Source organism: Sphingobacteriaceae bacterium (genome assembly GCA_016715905.1).
GTDB lineage: Bacteria > Bacteroidota > Bacteroidia > B-17B0 > Aurantibacillaceae > Aurantibacillus.
This window is the reverse complement of the sequence record JADJXI010000018.1, coordinates 1-20,134: the sequence shown is the minus strand read 5'-3', so window position 1 is coordinate 20,134 and position 20,134 is coordinate 1. Positions and strand designations below refer to the sequence as shown.

At 35.6% G+C, this 20,134-nt stretch carries 15 protein-coding genes and 2 pseudogenes; 3 read left to right on the top strand and 14 right to left on the bottom strand.

Annotation, left to right across the window (positions count from 1 at the left end):
• Positions 1-146: 146 nt before the first annotated feature.
• The 14 genes and pseudogenes from IPM51_15385 to IPM51_15320 all read right to left on the bottom strand — a co-directional run bounded on the left by IPM51_15385 (position 147) and on the right by IPM51_15320 (position 18,427).
• Positions 147-455 carry a hypothetical protein gene (locus IPM51_15385; GenBank protein ID MBK9285681.1) on the bottom strand — a complete coding sequence of 103 codons (309 nt, stop codon included), beginning with the start codon at positions 453-455 and terminating at the stop codon, positions 147-149.
• A 448-nt stretch (positions 456-903) separates the two neighbouring features.
• Positions 904-2,247 (bottom strand): T9SS type A sorting domain-containing protein, encoded by a 1,344-nt coding sequence (locus IPM51_15380; GenBank protein MBK9285680.1) that lies wholly within the window; start codon positions 2,245-2,247, stop codon positions 904-906.
• 66 nt (positions 2,248-2,313) lie between these two features.
• Positions 2,314-3,819, bottom strand: coding sequence for a T9SS type A sorting domain-containing protein (locus IPM51_15375; protein ID MBK9285679.1), 1,506 nt, complete (start codon positions 3,817-3,819; stop codon positions 2,314-2,316).
• 58 nt (positions 3,820-3,877) lie between these two features.
• Complete coding sequence (locus IPM51_15370; protein ID MBK9285678.1) at positions 3,878-5,848, bottom strand: T9SS type A sorting domain-containing protein; 1,971 nt, start codon at positions 5,846-5,848, stop codon at positions 3,878-3,880.
• Between the two features lie 92 nt (positions 5,849-5,940).
• Positions 5,941-7,246, bottom strand: a pseudogene (locus IPM51_15365) (IS3 family transposase).
• 256 nt (positions 7,247-7,502) lie between these two features.
• Complete coding sequence (locus tag IPM51_15360; protein MBK9285677.1) at positions 7,503-8,387, bottom strand: T9SS type A sorting domain-containing protein; 885 nt, start codon at positions 8,385-8,387, stop codon at positions 7,503-7,505.
• A gap of 198 nt (positions 8,388-8,585) precedes the next feature.
• A complete protein-coding gene (locus IPM51_15355; GenBank protein ID MBK9285676.1) occupies positions 8,586-9,038 on the bottom strand; it encodes a hypothetical protein in 453 nt (150 codons plus the stop codon).
• Between the two features lie 183 nt (positions 9,039-9,221).
• Entirely contained in the window at positions 9,222-10,736 is a 1,515-nt protein-coding gene (locus tag IPM51_15350) for a hypothetical protein (protein ID MBK9285675.1), read from the bottom strand.
• Between the two features lie 274 nt (positions 10,737-11,010).
• Positions 11,011-11,556 (bottom strand): T9SS type A sorting domain-containing protein, encoded by a 546-nt coding sequence (locus IPM51_15345; protein ID MBK9285674.1) that lies wholly within the window; start codon positions 11,554-11,556, stop codon positions 11,011-11,013.
• A 1,389-nt stretch (positions 11,557-12,945) separates the two neighbouring features.
• Positions 12,946-13,512: a hypothetical protein gene (locus IPM51_15340; GenBank protein MBK9285673.1), complete on the bottom strand. Its 567-nt coding sequence runs from the start codon at positions 13,510-13,512 to the stop codon at positions 12,946-12,948.
• 23 nt (positions 13,513-13,535) lie between these two features.
• Entirely contained in the window at positions 13,536-13,967 is a 432-nt protein-coding gene (locus IPM51_15335; protein MBK9285672.1) for a hypothetical protein, read from the bottom strand.
• Between the two features lie 164 nt (positions 13,968-14,131).
• Positions 14,132-15,328, bottom strand: coding sequence for a M20/M25/M40 family metallo-hydrolase (locus IPM51_15330; protein ID MBK9285671.1), 1,197 nt, complete (start codon positions 15,326-15,328; stop codon positions 14,132-14,134).
• A gap of 856 nt (positions 15,329-16,184) precedes the next feature.
• Positions 16,185-16,805, bottom strand: coding sequence for a hypothetical protein (locus IPM51_15325; protein MBK9285670.1), 621 nt, complete (start codon positions 16,803-16,805; stop codon positions 16,185-16,187).
• A 776-nt stretch (positions 16,806-17,581) separates the two neighbouring features.
• The gene (locus IPM51_15320; protein MBK9285669.1) at positions 17,582-18,427 is read right to left on the bottom strand and encodes a carboxypeptidase-like regulatory domain-containing protein; all 846 of its coding nucleotides are present in this window, start codon (positions 18,425-18,427) and stop codon (positions 17,582-17,584) included.
• Positions 18,428-18,707: 280 nt separating this feature from the next.
• Here IPM51_15320 and IPM51_15315 point away from each other — a divergent pair.
• From IPM51_15315 to IPM51_15305, 3 genes and pseudogenes are all read left to right on the top strand, one after another.
• Positions 18,708-18,821: pseudogene (locus tag IPM51_15315) on the top strand (transposase).
• A 577-nt stretch (positions 18,822-19,398) separates the two neighbouring features.
• The gene (locus IPM51_15310) at positions 19,399-19,668 is read left to right on the top strand and encodes a hypothetical protein (GenBank protein MBK9285668.1); all 270 of its coding nucleotides are present in this window, start codon (positions 19,399-19,401) and stop codon (positions 19,666-19,668) included.
• A 6-nt stretch (positions 19,669-19,674) separates the two neighbouring features.
• Positions 19,675-19,845, top strand: coding sequence for a hypothetical protein (locus tag IPM51_15305; protein MBK9285667.1), 171 nt, complete (start codon positions 19,675-19,677; stop codon positions 19,843-19,845).
• Positions 19,846-20,134: the final 289 nt, after the last annotated feature.

Sequence of the window (20,134 nt, the reverse complement as noted above, 5' to 3'; positions counted from 1 at the left end):
CTATCAAAACTTTGTTGAGAGCTTGATTTACCAGTGTCTATTTCAATTGGAATAGGATTTGGATTCGGGCCAGGAACAAACTGAAGTTCTGGATTATCAGGAAGCGTTTTGTGTAATTTTGTATCACCACGAAGTTTTCTTACTAGTTAAACACAGTCTTTAATTGTTTGTGGTGGAGCTGATGTACTTTGCAAAGCACCAAGTAATTTGGTAGAAAGTTTATCAAGTGGTGAAAATCCTATTTCTCTTGCATTGGTTGCGTTTTTCCAAGAATTGAATGTACTGTTTACACTTGATAAAGTTGCGTTGGCATTTGTATGAAGTGTTGCCAATGCTGCTGCTGTGATTGTTGCATTACCGGGATTATAAGTAATTCCGAATGTTGCGATAAGCTGATTTAGCTTTAACAGGTTGGCTACATTTTTAGCGTGGCCTGTTTCAAAGAATTGTGTCATGATTTCTAAATTTTAAGTGAATAATTTTTTTTTCGATGTTCAGCTTTTCAAAACGAAAGCGTGCAAGGAAGAGAAAGAAGTTTTTCTAACACTCTAAGAGAAGAAAAACGAGTACTTAATTTTTGTTTGTGGAATCATGTATACCTCCTTTGTATTAAGAAGTATAACGTACAAATTTTAAAAACAGTACTAAAAAAGCTGTTAAAATAAATAAAGTGGTGAGAATGATTTTATAAGTGGTTAGCTAAAACGTAGTAGGGTTTTTTCCGTTAGGGATGGAACGGATATCCTTTTTATAGTAGAGTAGGTGGGTAGGATAAAAAGATATGAGTGAGAGCCCGACCCGAAGGGAACGGCCATCAAAGTCAAATGAAAATATTAATGCTAAAATTGCAATGCAATTAATTTACGGATGAAAAGTTTGTCTTATATTGATGAAAAATAGAATTTATTCAATGATTATTTTGCCAAAATGTATTTGTAAACCAGCATCCTCTATGGTATAACTATACAAACCATTGGCGAAGTTGACTAGATTAATGTGATTAGTTTCTGTAAGGATATTTTGTTCAAGAACTTTTTGACCCAAGAAATTATACAGTGTTAATTTTCCATCTCCTAGAGTAGCATCAATTCTAATAGTCAATGATCCAATGCTTGGATTTGGAAAAACAAGAACGCCTGGATTTATTTCTATCAATGTATTAAGATTTGTTAAACAACCTGATGCGCACACCTCACGAATTCTAAAATTACTCTTATCAGAAATAAACATGGTGCCAACTGCTGTGATGGCGATGCCTGCTGGATCATTAAGCTGAGCGTTTGTTGCAAGATTCCCGTCTCCGCTAAATCCACCCACTCCATTACCTGCAGCTGTAGAAATAATATTTCCCGCACTTACTTTCCTGATTTTATTATTGAAACGATCAGCAATAAGCAAATTGTCTGAAAGATCAAAAGCAAGGCTATATGGAAAATTTAATTTAGCATTAGTTGCTATGCCCCCATCTCCGCTAAATCCTGCAACACCAGTACCGACATAAGTTGTAATAATTCCGGACAAATTAACCTTTCGCACTCGATGATTGTTCTGATCGGCAATGTAGACATTCCCTGCTACATCAACGGCTACACCGTAAGGCAGATCCAGTTGTGCACTTACAGCGGTACTACCATCTCCGCTAAATCCGGCTGTACCATTACCGGCAATTGTAGAAATAATACCTGCAGGAGTTACTTTACGAATGCGATAGTTACTAAAATCTGCTATGTAAAGGTTGCCAGCTGCATCCACAGCAACACTTACTGGGGCATTGAGCTGTGCATTTGTTGCCGGACCTCCATCACCTCCAAAGCCCTGAGTACCGTCACCTGCTACGGTAGATATGATACCCGATGTATTCACTTTTCTAATCCGACTATTATTAAAATCCGCAATAAACAAATTCCCACTCGCGTCTATCGATATCCCATATGGTGTGCTTATTTGAGCATTTATGGCCGGCCCCCCATCTCCGCTATATCCACCAATGCCCGTACCAACACATGTTGAGATAATTCCAGAGGGAGTAATTTTTCTTATACGATTGTTGCTTTGATCCGCGACATATATGTTTCCCAATCCATCTACTGCAATACCCTGCACTAATGACAGCTGTGCATTTGTTGCGGCCCCCCCATCACCACTATATCCAAAAGTACCATTGCCAGCGAAAGTATAAATGTTTTGTGCGCTAAATTGAACAAACATTAAGACAGAAATTAAAGTAACAAATAAGAATTTCCTCATTAAATAAATTTTAGGTTTATTGTTTCAAAGCGTTAAAGTATAAAATTCGTATGTAAAAACAGAATTTTATTCTTTCATGATTTTTTTAGTAGCAATAAGTTTGTTCATATTATAGAGTTGCATAAAATAAATGCCTTTTTCTAAATCACTAATATTAAGAGAGTTTTGGGTTTCTATTTTAATTTCATCTTCTCTTATTACTCTGCCATATACATCCAATATTTTGAAGGTTAGATTTTGAGTAATAAATTTTAAATTAGAAAAAGATAAATTAAGAGTTGATTTGACAGGGTTTGGATAAATGACTAAATGATAAGCATTATTTGACACTTCATAAATGTTAGATGTAAAAGTAGTGGTACAGTACAAAGAAGTACTATCACAACCCGTGCTATCATATCTAACAAAAAAGAATGGGTCTGGTGATGCATTTCCAATTTGTATTGCAGCAAGCCAATCACCGTTTATTGCTAGATTTAATGAACGGGTAGTAATATTATTGTTAGCATTTGGATTTTTGGAATAATCGTAATGTCGATTCCAAAGCATATTTCCATTTTTATCAAATTTAGTCATGCGATTTAATCCGTTTAAAGGAAGGCTATTCTGTTGCATAGTATCTAAACCACCTGAAAATAGTAAAACTTCATTATTTAATTCTCTAACACAAGTGAAACTATTACCTTTTGCTAATTTGTCAAAATTATCTATTTTCCAAATAGGAGATTCAGGAGAATTAAAATCAAATTTTACTGCGTAAGATCTTGTTAAATTTGAACCCGAGAAGATTTGTGGATAAATTGCCTTACCAACTGCAACTATTTTTTTATCTTTTGTTTGAATTAAATCGTTGAGCCAACCCCCAAGACTACCACAATAACTATTTTGGCTGAGTTTATTTCCAAGGCTGTCACAAATCAAAATGTTATCCTTATAGTCATTACCAAACTTTTGGTGTCCAACAATAATTATTTTTTTACTTGATGTATCTTGAATAATCGCTTTTCCGTCATGAGTGTTGGTGCCAGATTTGTTGATGTACTTACGCCACAATTCATTACCAACTACGTTAGTTTTTATTAATAACACAGGTTGGTTGCCAACTTGTTGAACATAGCCCGTAATTAGGAATCCTCCATCTACACTTCCTGTAACCATTAGAGGAATTACGTCATAATTATCGTCATAAAACTTATTTTGCCATATTGAGTCTCCGTTTAAATTGAATTTAATTAAAACGCCTAGATACTTATTATTGCTATCTCTTACGCAACCAGCGTGGTAAAGGTTACTCCCTTGTTTATAAAACCACCGAGATACCCAAAGGTTATCAAGATATTCGAACTTGCTGCTGCCATATTTTTTTGTCCAAGTTCTTTGACCTTGTTGGTTAATTCCGAAAAGCGTAAGACGATTTGTATAAGAGCCATTTAAAGTATCAAAAACAAACCCACCCATAATATAATTGTTTGGTGTGGTTTCAAAAACAGCTTTGGCAACATTTTGAAATGCATTTGGCAATTTATATTCTCGTTTAAATCCACCACTCTGTGCATTTAAAAAAACACTCATTAGAAAAAAACTATTTAATATTATCCAGCGCATTATAAATATAATTCAATCGAATGAATTAATTGTATTTAATTAATTTTGACTTAAATATTACTTTTTCATTATCTAAAATGGTAATCAAATATAGACCTGAACTTATTTCAGTTAACGGAATGTATATCTTGCTTGAGCCATTAATTGTTTTATTAATTATTACTTTACCAAGTAAGTCTGTTACTAATAATTCTGCTTGCTTTTCTGCTGATGATTCATAGGAAAGATATATACCTGAATTTGTAGGGTTAGGATAAAGTTTTATTTGATTATTAGTTGCAATAATATTATCTTCATTTACTAATTCTGATTGCGACGCTGCCATTCTTCCATTTGCGTTATCGTTAATAGGGATAGGATGCTCAATAATATAATCTTCACCATTAAGAAATTTAAGCAATGATTTTGCTGAGCTTTGGCCTGCAATACCTGTAATGCTCTTAGCGTAGTCTGAAATTAATGAAGCACCAGTTGAACTTTCAAAAATAGATAATTCTTTTTGTGGAACTTTTGCTGCCTCTATATATAATTTTAATAATGGAACCCAATCTGATTTTTTAGCTGGCAGTTTATTAACCTGATTTAGCGCTGCTAAATAATCGCCTTTATTAATATAAGCATATACCAATAACACATCTGCATCTGGAATATTTACATTTGGACTTTGCAAGATATTAATTACACTATCTTGACTTGAAGGTAAACTATCGGTTAGAAAGTAGTTGAGTTTTTCAGAATATAATGACTGAAGATTAAATTTAGAAAGACTTAAACGTTGTTCAAGACCGCTTCTAACACTAGTTGGATTTTGATTCTGATTTGTATTTAATTGAGATAAAATGCCAGAAGGTGGATTTCTGTTTAAAATTACTTGCCATACAGGAATTGAAACAGGTTTGTTTGCATTATGAATTTGAACGCCATGCCCTAATGGCCAATTTGTACGATTAAAATAGGCAGATAATACAGTATCACTTAGGTACGGACTATATTGTAAGAGTAGGTTTTTCATCTCACCTTCACCCATACCACTATTTATAGCATTCAATAAAATTTGAGTATTACCTCCATCAATAATACTATTGTAGTAATTAACAAGCGAATTTGTTTGAACTATTGCTCCGCCTAATACAAGGTTTATTGGTTCTAGACAAGGAGGTGTACAGCCGTTTTGCACTATATTCGCTGGACAGTCAGAAGGACTTTCTGCAAAGGCAACTGGAAATACGTAAAGGCTTATATCATCACATGCACTTGGATTAGAAACTGGATTGCCATTACAGCCATGGTCATAATCGATAAAATTACGAGCGTTGGTGCCTTGGAGATACCATTTATTTTCATTACCAAAACAATCTGCTGCGTATTTGTTTCGCACAATGTTTTGGGCAGTCATATTTTGAATGATTGTAGGCCCTTGAACCTTCATTACCGTAGGTGGTGTAGGAGGCGTGCTCTGCCAAACCAAACCGATGTCGTAATCATTTTGCTTTTGGGTGAAATCATTACAGTTCATAAGTAAGCCATCATCAACGTTTAGGATACCACTATTATTACCTACTGGTGCAATTCCCACATGAAAATTTGAAAAAGTATTGCGATATATTTTGTGTGCGCCTTCAGCGCTACTCATTGCATATACACCTGCGAAAACTTTTTGTGTAACGCTATAATCTTGTAGCAAAGTATTGTTTTTAAATGTATAATTTTTGCATTCATTCAGATAGGCAGCAGCCCAGCAATTTTCACCAGGAGTTCTCATGTAATTATTTTCAAAGAAAAAAGAATGCATGTTATTAAAATAAGAACCAACAGTTGTATTGTCATAAAACTCAGAATTACGAACAGTTACTGTTCGTAATGGATTTGTGTTTTCAGCACGAACACCATAATCAAATCTTGAAATACGAGAAGGAATTGCGCCAACACATGGATTATTACTTGTACATGATTGATCAACTGTATGTATGTAGTCAAAGTAAAGTGAACTTTTCACAAGAGAGTGTTTTAAGTTTAATTTAAAGTTAAGTTAGTTTTTTGATGTTTCATAATTTTTCTCATTTTTTCATATTCCTCCCTTCTTTTTTTTTAATGAATTTTGTTTGATTTTTCTCTTTCTTTTAAAATTAGTTCTCCTCGTCCAAAATAAACATCAGCAGGCGTTAGATTTTTTAAAGACTCATGATAACGAGCATTGTTGTAATTTTCCACGAACTTTTCAATGGCCGCAATTAATTCTTCCGGTGAATAATAATTATCAAGCTTCACAACGTTTTTCATTGTTCGGTGATAACGTTCAATCTTGCCTTGCGTTTGCGGATGCATGGGTCTGCCGTGTACCTGATCCATTCCATGATTGTCTTTCAAATATGTTTTGAGTTCGCCTGCAATGTAACATGAACCATTGTCGGATAATAATCTGGGCCGTTGTTTAGTTACAATTCTTGCTTTTATAATTGCTCTGTCAACGGTTCTTTTTACGTCCTGCACTTTCATTCCTGCACAAAGCTCCCAGTGTACAATATAACGGCTGTAATCATCTAAAACGGTACTCAAGTAATACCAACCCCATCCAATTATTTTAAAGTAAGTAAAATCAGTTTGCCACATTTGATGAACGAATCCTGTTTTGTTTGTAAACTCATCTTTAGCTGCTAAAAAATATGCTCGGGTGTTGTTATCAGTCCTCTTGCTTTTAAAATCCGGTAAACACTCGATTCAGAAATAAAAATTTGTTGTTCATCGGTTAATTTGTGCGCGAGCTCTCTTGACGATAATTCAGGACACTCTAAAGCAAGCTCTACAACTAAGTTTTTTTGTTCCCGGGGTATTGTGTTCCACTGCCTGTTAGAAGTGCGCTTACAAGGCTCTAAACCATCAATACCATTGTCGGAATAGGATTTGTACCAATTGTAAAACGTGCTTTTGTTTAAACCGATTTCGAAGCGTTTATTAACGCCGATTTCGGAACGGACAACAATTTTGATTATCTCTTGTTTTTCGGAAGCTGTAAATCTCATATACTTTTTGAATTTTACAGATTCTCCAATATGTTCAAGCTTTTTTTTACGATATCATAGCGCAATACTAAATCAGCTACGGTTTCCTTTAGCTTTTGATTTTCTTTTCTGAGCTCCGCTACTTCATCACTGGTTGCTTCCCTGGTTGTATCCCCTGATAATCTCTTCTTTCCCGCTTCTAAAAACTCTTTGTTCCATTTATAGAATTGAGATGGGTTAATGGAATACTTCCTGCATAATTCAGCTACTGGCATCTCAGCTCGTATAGCTTCCATTACAATATTTATTTTTTGTTCTGAACTAAATATTCTTTTTGATTTACGACGTATCTCTTTTATAAAGTTCTCCGCTGTTTGTTTTTTCTTTGTTTCCATAGTATTATAAATTTATTGTTTTTCTGGAAACACTCTCTTAGTTTTAGTTAAATTTAGTCCACTTTATGCTGACGATTTACATCAGCGCCATAATTGTTGTCAGAACGAGATTTGTTTTCATGTCTATATTGTTTTTTGTCTGATTAAAATGCCGCCTAACGTTTTGCGACTAACCGCAGTTTTTTGCTTGTCCAAGTTACGCATTTGAGCGCTAACACGCAAAAAATTGAGGTTAGTTGCTGTTACCTGCTGGGCTTTAATTTTTAATGAAATGTCCCGTAATATTTTTGTCAGCGAGGTCAACAGTTATAAAATAAACACCTTGTGAAAAGTCCTTAATATTTATTGTCGTGATGTCTTGAAGAACATTATTTGTGAAAAAAATTGTCTGACCGAGAACATTTTTAATTTCAATTGATTTCGGAATTATGCTTTCAGTTTTAATATTTAAGTTGTCAGAAGTTGGATTCGGAAAAATAGAAATGTTTTTTTTATGTTCGGTGTCAAACGAAATGTTTGTGAGAATTAAACAACTTGTACCAATACCGCCCGAACTATAAATTGTTGAAAGGCTTGGATTTATTTTCGTGAGGCATTTAATGGAGCGCATAATTTCAAACGGCATTCCAAAAATTAAAAGACCAGATGTACTACCAACACCCTCGATTATTGTTGGATATGAGTTAAAGGTAAATCGTTTATGATAAAACCCGTCGCTGAGAAGAATGCTGTCCTTTGTTTGAAGTGTGAATGTTGACATTGGGCCATAAAGGGTTGGAAGCATTGCAGTATCGCCCACATTTTTATTGAAATTGTAAAGTATTTTTTCTTGATTGTTGATTATTCTTGTTACAATTTTACGAACGGTGTCTTGTCTTAGCAATGCTGTCTCGTAATAGGCATTGCCGTTCGGACTACAAAAACCATTTACACTTTTAACGAACTTAAAAGTCTGGCTATTAACAATGCTATCTTTTATTATTCTTATGTCATAAGTACAAGTTACACTCGGCTGGGGTTGTAGCCAAGCAAAATAGGATTCTTGCCAAACGTGGTTTGTGTCTAACGGAATTTTTCGATATTGAGCAGTCGAAGTCAGCGAAATTGCTGTCAGGAAGATTAAAAGGAAAATGTTTTTCATTTTAAATAATTTATTTGTCCTAATGTCTGCTTTTAATAAAGATACAATTTATTTCGCGTCCGTACAAGCCTTGCAGGTAACGGTTTCGGGCTAAGAAAAGTGCGGCTTTCGGAGCTTCCACTGTCTATACCCTCAAATGTTTATATGAAGATACAAAACTTTTTGTTAGTACGTCCCCCGCATTTTTTTTAGCCCGTGTTAGCGGTTGGGCGGTTGAGTCCGATATAGTCTTGTGTCGCCTAATAAAATAAGACTGTCTTCTTCGTAAACATTGAAAAAAATTTCCAAAAGACTGTCATTGTCGAAGTGAAGTTTAATATAAAAATTTGCGTCACCAAAATTAACTGACCATTTACCTGGTCCGTTTGCATTGAGTACAGAATTATTATTTAAAGAAAAAGTCTTGTCAGAGAATAATGTCAGTTCAATATTTGTCGGATTAACCGTTGAATATTTACCCGAAAATTTGTCAACGTGATTACCTAAAACCATTGTCGTTAATAGTAAGTATAAAATTGGAGCTAATAATAGCGATAGTCCAAAAATGTATTTTGTCTTATTAATCTTTCTGTCAGGGTAGCTCCAAATTGTAAGAACAAGTCCTGCGATAGGACAGAGCAAATAGATTACAAGTATTCCGATTGATTCCATTTTGTCTGTTTGATGTCCGCCTTACCGCTAACGTTTTGCAGCTACTTGCAGTTTTTTGCTATGTCAAGTTACGCATTTGAGCGTTAACCCGCAAAAAATTGCAAGTAGGTGCTGTTATGTTTAGCCAGCGGCACACAGCTTATGTCTCGCATGTCGGTGTCTGCCGAAAAAATTAATTATTATTTATTCTGTAACTTTTAAGTCGAGTTTTAAATTTAAACCTTGAATGTAGCTTTTATAGTTTTCTAAATTTAGTTTCGGCGATGAACGAAGCTTGTCTTCTCGTCCTTCATCGTCTTTTTGGCCTGGTTCAATCTGCTGAAAGCCTCTTGGGTTTGAATTTGGAAACAATCCAATGTCCACAACGTAAGCGGTATATCTTCCTCCATCGCTTGGAGCAGAACTTGTATTGGAGTTTGCAATATGAAGAAGCCTTAAGTCCACAAGCTCTTTAATTGCTTGATTTATTCCGCTATAATTCAAAACGTCATTTTTGGAAACCAAAAAGGAATTCCATTTCTTTTTTGCAATGATCTCTTCTTTAATAAAACTTAAATAATGTTCGAGGATTTCTTTTTCTTCTGCTGAATCTGTTTTGAATGCTTCTAACTTGTTTGGAAGATTTTCAATGCACACTTCAATCACGTTGGGTTTTGTAATTGACCTTTCACCATTTACCATTTTATTGCTTAATAAAATAAAAAGAGAAAAGAAGTCACGAGGAACACCACCAGAAGCTAAACATAAGAATCTAAACGCATTTGGAGTTAGAAGCGACTCGTAGTCAATATTGACGCCAACTTTTTTGTTAACGGCACTTAGCAAATCTTTCATAAAGTTTACAAGAGCATTAAAGTCTTCAAGGCTGTAATCCAAATTTAGTGCCTGTGCATCGTGTCCAATTTCAACCCCAACATAAGTTTCGCCTTGTATATATAAAGAACTTCTGTGTTTAATAGTCGCAACTTTAAGATAAAGTCGAGTGTTTTTTGTAAGACGATGGAAGAAGTCTACCAAATATGGTTGGTCGGCTTTTCGTATAAAGTAAAAATCATCAAGAATTAAATAAATGTCTTTGTCAATTAAATTGGCCGCTGTTTGAATAAGGTCTTTAAAATTTGTCAATTCGTTCTTGAGAATATTAAGTTTATCAACTTTAATTGTTCGAGATGACTCAAGTTCTTCAGATTCTTCGGCTCCAATTTTTGAGCCGGTTTTTCCAATTCCGGATTTTGCCTCAGCAGTTACTTTGCTGCCTGTTTTTTTTCTTGTCGATTCGTCAAAAGTGTCCGGGTCCTTTAATCGCTTTTCCAAATCAGTTATCGTCTTGTTTAATTTCCGCTGCACCTTTTTACTTTTGAGCCATTTCCTGAAATCAAATATTGAAATGTCAGCATTGATGCCGTCTTTTAGTTGTTGGATTGTGAGTTTTAATACTTGAATTATTGAATCAGGAAAGCTGATGTCTTTAAAGTCCTCAAGGTTTATCTTAAGGCAAATTGTAGAACTACTTTTTTGAGCGAGTGATTTTAGTAGCAAAGACTTTCCAGAGCCGCGTCTGCCAAATATTACCTGATTTTGTTTGGTATTGAGTCGCTCAACGTGTCCTTTGGGGTCGATGTACTCAATCGATGTCTGGTCTGTAACACGAATATTCTCTTCAATGAATTTTATTACTTTTTTTATGTCGTCTTTCATAGTCTTTTTATTATTGTCAAATATTCATTGTCTACCGAAATGTTTTTTGTCTATCGGAATGTCCCGCTGGTTGAACATAACGTTCTGCGAGCAGACGCAGGCGGGTTTATGGAACCTCCTGTGTCTATACCGACAAAACGTTATTTAAAGATACAAAACGTTATTAGCGGCAGCAAATAAAATTCGCGAAGCGGCAAAAATAAAGCTCGCCGCGATGACCTCGTCCGCCCGCTTGCGTTTGCTTGCTGTTATAAGTAGTGGCAGCTAGCCATAATTATTTAAATACAAATTTTGTCCGATAAGTTTGTCCATTCGAGTCAATGATACTGATAAAGTAAAGACCTACAGAAAAATCAGCCCTGTTTAAACGATAAATATCGGTGGATTTAACTTGCTCTTTTTTTAATAGTTCTCCACTAATATTTGTGATTGTCAGAGTTAAACCTGATGCCGCACCTGTGAAAACAAGTGTCGCAAAATCATTTGAAGGATTTGGAATTATTTTGAAATGAAATAGATTTCCGATCTCCTCTTTGATGAAAACATCGCTACAGTTTATTGGTGAGCAGTCAATAATTTCGAAAATTGTGCCAGATCCACCTGGCTCAGATGTTGCGACGCCAAGTGTCGATATAGATGTCTGACTAAATGCAGAAGCGATTAAGATAATAGTTCCAGAAATTCCACCGTCGTCCCCGGAAACGGCGTCAATGAGGCAACCATTTGAAATTGAATAGCTGCCAACTGGAGTTTGACAGCCAAGTGTGATTTGACAAGCGGAAAGCAGGTCTATTTTTGTCCCATTGATAAATACCGCCATACGCGACTGTCCAGGAAAAGTGCTTGTCCCGAAGGCGGAGAAATTTAATTTTACCGATTGGGCAGGTGTCGAGAAATTGTACGATAAAAGTTGAGTTGTTGGGCAAGCCACCGTCAAGTCCACATTCAAATAAGGTCCAGTAGCACATAAATAATTGAAAGTGTCTGTAGATGTCCACGCACCGAGACATTGTCCGTAAGCTTTATTGATAAAGCTTGATATTGTCAATGTGAATATTAATATATATTTCAAGTGTGATGTCCGAATGTCATGTCGTTGCTGCTATTACTTATAACGGATGCGGGGTTGGCGACGGCGGATTTTTGAAAATCTCCGGTCTTACCCCGACAAACGTTTATTAAATGTACAAATATTATTTAGCGGCAGCAAGTGGGAGAGGTGTAAAACACGCAATAATTTCGCTCGCCGCGATGACCGACGTCCGCCCGCTGTTCGCCAACCCCGTGTTAGGCGATGTAATGGCTAGTATGGTTAAGTATTGGTTAAGCAGGCGCCAAAAGGTGCGATTGAGGCGGTGGTGCGGTTGGCGCCGATTGGTGGTCAAGGCGAGAACATCAAGAGCTTGTCGATTTGTTACAAAAGAGTGAATGTTTTTTGAGCTCGGAAAAAAAGTCCCTTTATTGAAAGAGTGGGGCATTATTTTTTTGTCCACACATTTAAAGGTGTCTGCATTTGTGCGAAAAAAATAATAAGTGCGAAAGAGTAGTGGGGCTGAAATAAAAAAAGAAACGGATTTGTCCGCCATTATTTCGCCTAACGGATGCGGGGTTGGCGACGGCGGATTTTTGAAAATCTCCGGTCATACCCCGACAAACGTTTATTAAATGTACAAATATTATTTAGCGGCAGCAAGTGGGAGAGGTGTAAAACACGCAATAATTTCGCTCGCCGCGATGACGGTGTCCACCGCTGTTCGCCAACCCCGTGTTAGGCGATGTAATGGCTAGTATGGTTAAGTATTGGTTAAGCAGGCGCCAAAAGGTGCGATTGAGGCGGTGGTGCGGTTGGCGCCGATTGGTGGTCAAGGCGAGAACATCAAGAGCTTGTCGATTTGTTACAAAAGAGGGAATGTTTTTTGAGCTCGGAAAACAAGTCCCTTTATTGAAAGAGTGCGGCATTATTTTTTTGTCCACACATTTAAAGGTGTCTGCATTTGTGCGAAAAAAATAATAAGTGCGTCGGAAAATGAGGCTGAAATAAAAAAAGAAACGGATTTGTCCGCCATTATTTCGCCTAACGTTTTGCGACTAAAAGCAGGGCGGCTTTCGGAGCTGCCTGCGTCTACACCGACAAAAGTTTATATGAAGATACAAAAGTTTTTGTTAGTACGTCCGCCGCCTTGATTTTAGTTGCTGTTAGGGGTAGTTGTTATTTTTTCGTCACGTACTCCTTTATATTATTAAATATTTCTTTGTCGTAATAGTATTCTGTCCCGTAATAACTGTCGTAACCAAGATTGCTTGCAACGTCGTCTTTTAATTTGTCGATATTGTCGTAAACGCTTACTTGCAATGCGGTTGTCTTGAAGCCTGAAACCTTTACAATGATTTCATAGTAATTTGATTTGTAAGTAAAAAGGTACATATTATAGTTAAGTCTTTTTGAAGTCTTTTCTTGGCTTGTATAAATGTCAATTGGTTTACCGAATTTATTTTCAATCATTTTATTTAATTCTGGTAAATATTTTTCGGTGTCCTTCATTTGAGGAGTTTTATTTGTCACGTTGTAATTCTCAAATATTATTGCAACACAAGTATTAAAACTTTTGTATTCAGCGTATGAGAAATATGTTTTTGGAGCGCAATTTGTTTTAAATGCTTCAAAATAACCTTGTGCCGGAGTTTTTTTAGCAATGTCAATTCCAAATACTGTTATTTGGGAATAAATAGATTGACTTAAAAAAATTAGTAGTAATGTTTTGATAATGATTTTCATATTTGTGTTATTTGTTGATTTAATTATTTGGGCTCCATTAGGTATTCATGTTCCTCTAATTCAATTAAAGACTTCCTTACAAAATCTTCAATAGTCATATGATTTATTTTACAATGCGTCTTTATTTTTTCGGAAGCATTAATATAATCAGTAGATATTAATTCTGTCCTCAAAATTCTTTTATCTAAAGCATAAGTCAATGTGTATTTGTCGAAAGGAACCCGTGTCCTTGGGAATGCAGTCCATATCAGTCCGCTTGCTATTGTCAGCCCGATGCCGTCAAGAGAACATAAGGAATTTATTAGTTCGTTATGGTCATGTTTGAATTTAGAAAAACAGTTGTTAATTGTTTTTAAATTGTGGACGCAAGTTGCTCTGTGTTCTTGAACATAAAGCATTCCTGGCCATAAATGGTCAAATAATTTTACTATGTTCCTTTCGGTTAATGTCGTCATACAATTACCCCTAACGTTTTGCAGATTTGCGATGGGCGGGATTTTTACCACAAATGTTCATGCGTAGCACAAAACTTTCATTAACCACAAAACTGTCTACGGAGCACAAAGCCCGCCTATTGCAAATGTGCTGTTAGCCACAGTGCATTTTTTTGTAGTGCGTGTCAGTCCGTGATTACTAATTTGTCCACTGTAATTATTTTATTGTCTTGTGTCAGCCGAATGAAATACAGTCCGCTTGGAAGATTGTCTCGGGAGATAGTAACTGTGTTTCCCGAAATATTATTTATTTCTTTTATTGTCTGCCCGAAACAGTTGTTTAACGTGAGATTTGCGTTCTTAAAAGGAATTTCTGTTTGTAAAGTTGTCTCAGAGGAAAAGGGATTAGGATAAATAATTATGCGTGTGAATTTCTGAACGTGGTGTTCAATACTTACAACATTCACAGTGTCAGCAGCACAGTCTGCAAGTGTAGCGTACGCCAGTTTTGCACAACGCTCATAAAAATCAAGATTAAACTGCCCAAGAGAATCTGCTATAGTGTGCCAATAGGGATTAAAGTCATTATCATATTCTTCATCAATGCCTATTGCTGTAAAACCATTGTTCCAAAATGGAGCGTGGTCAGTAGAACCATTGCCTGGATTGACTATGTGCAACTTAAGTTGGATATTATATACAGAATCACATTTTATTGCTTTGTCGGCAAGTTGTAAAGAGTTTGCAACCGGTCTAACATTCAAATCAGCTATTGTGTCGTTATTTCCATCCCATCCCAACATATCCATATTGATGTATCCCATAAGCGTATCATTATTAGAACCTATTGTTGGAACATAAGCTGTGCTACCCAATAACCCCTGTTCTTCTTCATCCCATAAAGCAAACACAAGGGTATGAGGAAAATTATAGTTCGAAAAAATTCTTGCTGCTTCCAGCACCGCAGCCGTTCCACTGGCATTATCATCAGCTCCTGGTGCAATAGGAGTATTAGGCATGTTGTCATAATGTGCTCCAAGAATAAACTTCCTATTGGGATATTTATATCCTGTTTTTATTCCAAATAGATTTTTTCCGTTAGCACTAAAAACCATTGAATCAACAACAAATCCATACTGCACAAATATTGCTTTCATAAACTGAAAAGCTTTTTCATTCCCTGAACTAAAGGAGTATCGTGTTTTGATAGTATCGGGTTGCCCATTAATAATCACAGGTGTTTCACCTGAAAGCTGTGCTACAAATTTAGTGAGTGAGTCAATCCTGACATCATTTAAAATACTTTGAACCATTGGATTCTGTGCTTGTAAAGTTGTCAAGCCGATAAAAGCTGTTAAAGTGATAAGTAGTATTGTTTTCATTGTCTGTCGTTTATATTTTTTGTCTTGTTTGTTAATTTAAAAGTATGTCTAAATGGCTACATGCTGTCGCTCTTTGCATTGTGGCTAACGTTTTCAGGCTACACGCAGTGCGGAATAAATAACCACAAAACTGTCTTGAGCGAAAACCTTTATTAAATGTACTGAACTAAATGGCAAATGCAAAAAATATTCTTCCGATGAAAAAATGCATTTGCAACTTGCATAAACTCCGCATTGCGTGTAACCTGTGTTACCAGTTGGCTTTACTTAGTTTTAGCTTGTTCTTCAGTCTTCGCATATTTGATTTAGAATTATTATTCTCTCGTAAACTTGTATTTGTAGTTTTTTAGTTTCACGTCTTTACAATGCGTCCCATAACTCTTATTCGCAGTTCCAAATTTTGATCTACAATAATTCACGCTCAAAATATCATGTATAACGATCACTTTTTTCATTTTTTCTGTTGTCTCAACGGTTATATCTGTCGCAGATAGTTTAATTACTGTGCCAGTATAACTACTACTGTCATTTAGTAAAAATGTTCCTTGAAAGTCTTTAAAAATGTATAATTTCTTTTTCCCATTTTTAAACTCCAACGTCTGTCCTAAACACATGTTAGTTATTAAAACAGAAAATATAATCATTATTGTCTTCATTGTTTGTCTTTCTTAAGCTTACTGGTAACGTTTTCAGGCTACACGCAGTGCGGAATTAAAAACCACAAAACTGTCTTGAGCGAAAAACTTTATTAAATGTACAGAACTAAATTGCAAATACAAAAAATAATTTGCGCGAAGCGCACCTTTAAAATTGTATTTGCATCTTGCACAAACTCCGCATTGCGTGTGAGCCTGTGTTAGTTGCTGGTGTCTTCGGTCAATGTACTCAAACTCAAAAAGTAGTCACCCATTTGTCCGCGCTGTTCAAGATTTCGCTTTCTAATTAATGGAACATAAGATGTCTCCTGGTCAGTATTGAAAACAAAATGATGAAGATGTTTATAGTCTTTAAAATTTTCAAATTCAAAAACAAATTCCCAACATGCATAATAGGAAAGCATTTCTATCAACTCTTCGTCAAGCTCGTTATTCTTGATAAGATTGTCTACGTAGCTATAAACAAATTGAAAGTCTTTTAATTCAAGTCCACCCGCTGCATTTTCAAATGTGTCAAAGGATGTCGTAATGCCTGTTATAAAAGATGGTTCGAAACTTCCGATCCATTGGATGTAAAGTGCTCTCTTTAATGCTTCTATTCTTGTCCTTTCGTCACCGTTTTTTATTAAGTCGATATACGCTTTATGAATAGTAGTATATTTTCTAAATGCTTCCGACAAAAAGGTGTCTAAGATTTCGGGATCAGTTTTTTTCGAGTTAAGATCTCTTAACCGAGTTGTAATTTCTTTTTCTAAAATGTCGAGTTCTAATAAGGTCATGTCTGTCTTTACACTTGCAACTAACGGATAACGGCTAGGCATCAGTGCCTTTTTCCATATTCAAAGTTACCGAAATGAAATGAAGGTAACAATAGATAAAAGAAAAAGGCATTGTGCTTAGCCGTTGTTAGGTTTCGTTTGTGGCGCACTGACCGCAGCAGCGGTCAAGCTTTAAAGTCTAGGGTCCACAGGAGAAATTTTAGGCTTTCTATTATTGCTTCAAGCGCGACAGCTTGACGCAGTCTTAGAAAGCCAACTTTTAAGTTGTCGGGACAAAATAAAAGGGTAAAAATTTTTGATTTTGTTTATAAAAACAAAGTCTACCCCTTGTCAAACCGTTGACTTTGTAAAAAATTTTCGCTACCTTTGTCTAAGCAAAAACGCTTAGCGTCTTTGTCACTTATGCGAGTGAACTCGCAACACTCCAAATCCACTAACCGTTTTGTTTTGCTAAGCAAAACGTTTTTTTTTCAAAAAAACTGCTTAGACAAAAGGTTAGGATTTATTTAATAAAAAAATCAAAAATTTTTACGCCTTGCTTTAACGTCCCGCAACTTAAAAAAAAATTTCTACTGCTACGTCTAGCTTAACACACACAGGTGCGTTACAAATGGAACCTAACGTTTTGCGAATTTGCCCAGTGCGGCTTTCGAAGCTTCCTGTGTCTATACCCACAAATGTTTATTTAAAGATACAATGGTTTTTAGCGAGCCGCAAATAAAATTTCCCGAAGGGGCAACTAATTTTGCGCGCGAGCGATGACCCTGTCCCGCCGCATTGGGCGAATTTGCTGTTACTGGTTGTGTGCCGCACACAGTTCAATAGCCACTTTGAAATTGTCTTGTGTCTTCAATTGCGCAACCAAAATACATATTCATTAGTCTTTCGATGTCTTGGCTACATGTCTTTATTTTGCTTTTATAATATTTATTACCAATTGTAATTGAATATTGTATTTTGTTTGAACAATTCAAAGTGTCACGTTTCAGGTCACGAATAGCTTTTTCAAAGCCATTCATGAAATTAATTGTTTCGGGAGAATGAAGGCAAGTTTGCGATTGTTTAAAAACTAATTTTCTTGGGTCAGCAGAGAAGAAGTCTTTGCACCTTTTCGGTTGAGCATACTTAACTGGAAGAAATGTTCGGATGCCGTATGTCTGTGTTTGTTTAAATACTTGAAACTTATAAAATGTTACGCTGTCACAATTGCTATGTCGTCTATAAAATGTTAAAGTATCGTGTCCGCGTTTAAGTATTTTACAATACTGGGCTGTGTCTGGGCTTTTTATTTCAATTGAACTCCAAACGTCAGGATAATTGCAGGCTGGAGCAGCTTCAAGAATAAAGTCTGTCGATATAGAATTTTTTATTTTACCAAGGGGTATTTCTTTAATAACGTAACCAATGTATCTGCAAACAAGAACAACTTTTCGTCCTTTGTCGCCAAGTGATGAAATGTCGAGCGAATAATAACCAAGGGTATCCGTCAAGCAATATGTTTTGGTGTCCTTAACGTAAACTGTAGCGAGCGGAAGGAAGTTGTTTTCATTTTTTGATTGTCCGTAGACCCTGCCTTTTATTAAAATAGTTTTCTTGTCCGTCTGTCCGAACAGAATGGATATTGTCGTGAAAAATGCTATTGTCAGGATTAATATTTTTTTCATGTTCGATGTCCCGGCACATTACCAGTAACGTCAGCGCTACAAAAAGTTGGGTTTTAACAGCAACTGTTTGTTATTACTGAAATAAAGATAAATAAAAAAAAACGAATATGAATTATCTTTGATTATGCCAAATGTAATCTCTAAAAGCCGCAGTCAGATTGAGTTTAAAAGCCTTGAAGATTGTAGAAAAAAGAAAATACAGTAGTTAGATTTATAGATGCCTTTGTAGAGAAGTTGGGAATTAGAAAAACTATTTTTAAACAAATCTGTAAAATCAGAAGGCCGTCCGAGTTTTACTAATCAGTTATTTTTAAAAATTTACATTTACGGGTATATGAATGGAATCCGTTCATCACGTCAAATTATCAAAAAAGAAAGTAGCCGTAATATTTGAAATGCAATGGTTGTGTAATGCTTAACACCAAACTATCATTCCATAGCGGATTTCAGAAAAGTTAATCCCCAGCCTTAGCAACACGTTTAAATTATTTGTATTGTTTTTTAAAAGATGCTGATTTAGTAGCAGAGAAGTTATAGCCATATATACCAAAGTAAGGGCACACAATAGTAAGAAAACAACTATAACCAAAAAAGATAGATAGACATTTTGCCTACATTGAAGCAAAGCTAATCAATATCTCAAAGAATTAGATGCCTTACAGATAAGAAACGAACAAAACGAAAAGTAAAAAACATAGAAGAGAAATTAGGAAGACTTAAAACGCAAAAGATAAAGTATGATCAACTTCAGGATTACTTAACTAAAAGTAACGGACGCAAATAAGCACAACGGATGCAGATGCAAGAGCCTTATTAATACAAGGTCAAGTAGTAGAGGTGGTACAATACACAAGCTTCAGATGACAAGCATAAATTATTAGTAGCAACCCACACAATTAATCGTAACGATAGAAATGCATTGGGCAACATAGCATTAGAGACTAAAAAATATACAAGCAGAGCCTTTTATCGTGTTAGCAGATAAAGGATATAACAATGAAAGGAAATACAAACGTGTCAACAACACGGATAAAGAAAGCACCATTGTAGCGCAACAAGAGATAGTTAACAGTAACGATAAAGGCACCACTAAAGATTATTTAGTAACTAAATTCCGTATAATCAAGAGAATGACTTATACACCTGCCCGCAAAGCAAACACCAACAACAACCGGTACCTGGCACAGCAAAAGAAAGCCACAATGGTTCTCATAAATTTAAAATACCGAACCATGCATTAAAACCCAGTGTGCTTAAAACTATGCACAGCAAAGGCTGATGTGGTGAAGGAAATAGAACGAAGCGAATATGCAGAGGCAATAGAAATAAATAATAAAAATTACAAAGAACAATACGGGCTCTATCGCAAACGACAAGAAATTAATGAGCATATTTTTGGCACGATGAAAAGAGTTTAGGGCTATAATTTGACACTAACTCAAGGGATTAAAAAAAAGTAAATGGGAATGGGCATTAGTTATGACAGTTTATAACATAAAACGAATAAACATACTTGGTTTTGAAGAACTGATGCAAAAAACTCCATGCCTGGGAAGCCAAAGTATAACAAGGGATGGCTTTATGCACAAAAAACTAACAAAAAAGGCTGTTATAAGAATTATTTTTGAAGTAAAAATGGCAGCCTAAAATTTTGCTATCCCTATATACAATTGTGTAGCCTCAATAAATTTTACAAATCAAAAATTT

Excerpts from the sequence above, each read along its gene's own strand:
- IPM51_15385 (MBK9285681.1), bottom strand. The coding sequence starts at position 455 with ATGACACAATTCTTTGAAACAGGCCACGCTAAAAATGTAGCCAACCTG.
- IPM51_15380 (MBK9285680.1), bottom strand. The coding sequence starts at position 2,247 with ATGAGGAAATTCTTATTTGTTACTTTAATTTCTGTCTTAATGTTTGTT.
- IPM51_15375 (MBK9285679.1), bottom strand. The coding sequence starts at position 3,819 with ATGAGTGTTTTTTTAAATGCACAGAGTGGTGGATTTAAACGAGAATAT.
- IPM51_15360 (MBK9285677.1), bottom strand. The coding sequence starts at position 8,387 with ATGAAAAACATTTTCCTTTTAATCTTCCTGACAGCAATTTCGCTGACT.
- IPM51_15355 (MBK9285676.1), bottom strand. The coding sequence starts at position 9,038 with ATGGAATCAATCGGAATACTTGTAATCTATTTGCTCTGTCCTATCGCA.
- IPM51_15350 (MBK9285675.1), bottom strand. The coding sequence starts at position 10,736 with ATGAAAGACGACATAAAAAAAGTAATAAAATTCATTGAAGAGAATATT.
- IPM51_15345 (MBK9285674.1), bottom strand. The coding sequence starts at position 11,556 with ATGGCGGTATTTATCAATGGGACAAAAATAGACCTGCTTTCCGCTTGT.
- IPM51_15340 (MBK9285673.1), bottom strand. The coding sequence starts at position 13,512 with ATGAAAATCATTATCAAAACATTACTACTAATTTTTTTAAGTCAATCT.
- IPM51_15335 (MBK9285672.1), bottom strand. The coding sequence starts at position 13,967 with ATGACGACATTAACCGAAAGGAACATAGTAAAATTATTTGACCATTTA.
- IPM51_15330 (MBK9285671.1), bottom strand. The coding sequence starts at position 15,328 with ATGAAAACAATACTACTTATCACTTTAACAGCTTTTATCGGCTTGACA.
- IPM51_15325 (MBK9285670.1), bottom strand. The coding sequence starts at position 16,805 with ATGCCTAGCCGTTATCCGTTAGTTGCAAGTGTAAAGACAGACATGACC.
- IPM51_15320 (MBK9285669.1), bottom strand. The coding sequence starts at position 18,427 with ATGAAAAAAATATTAATCCTGACAATAGCATTTTTCACGACAATATCC.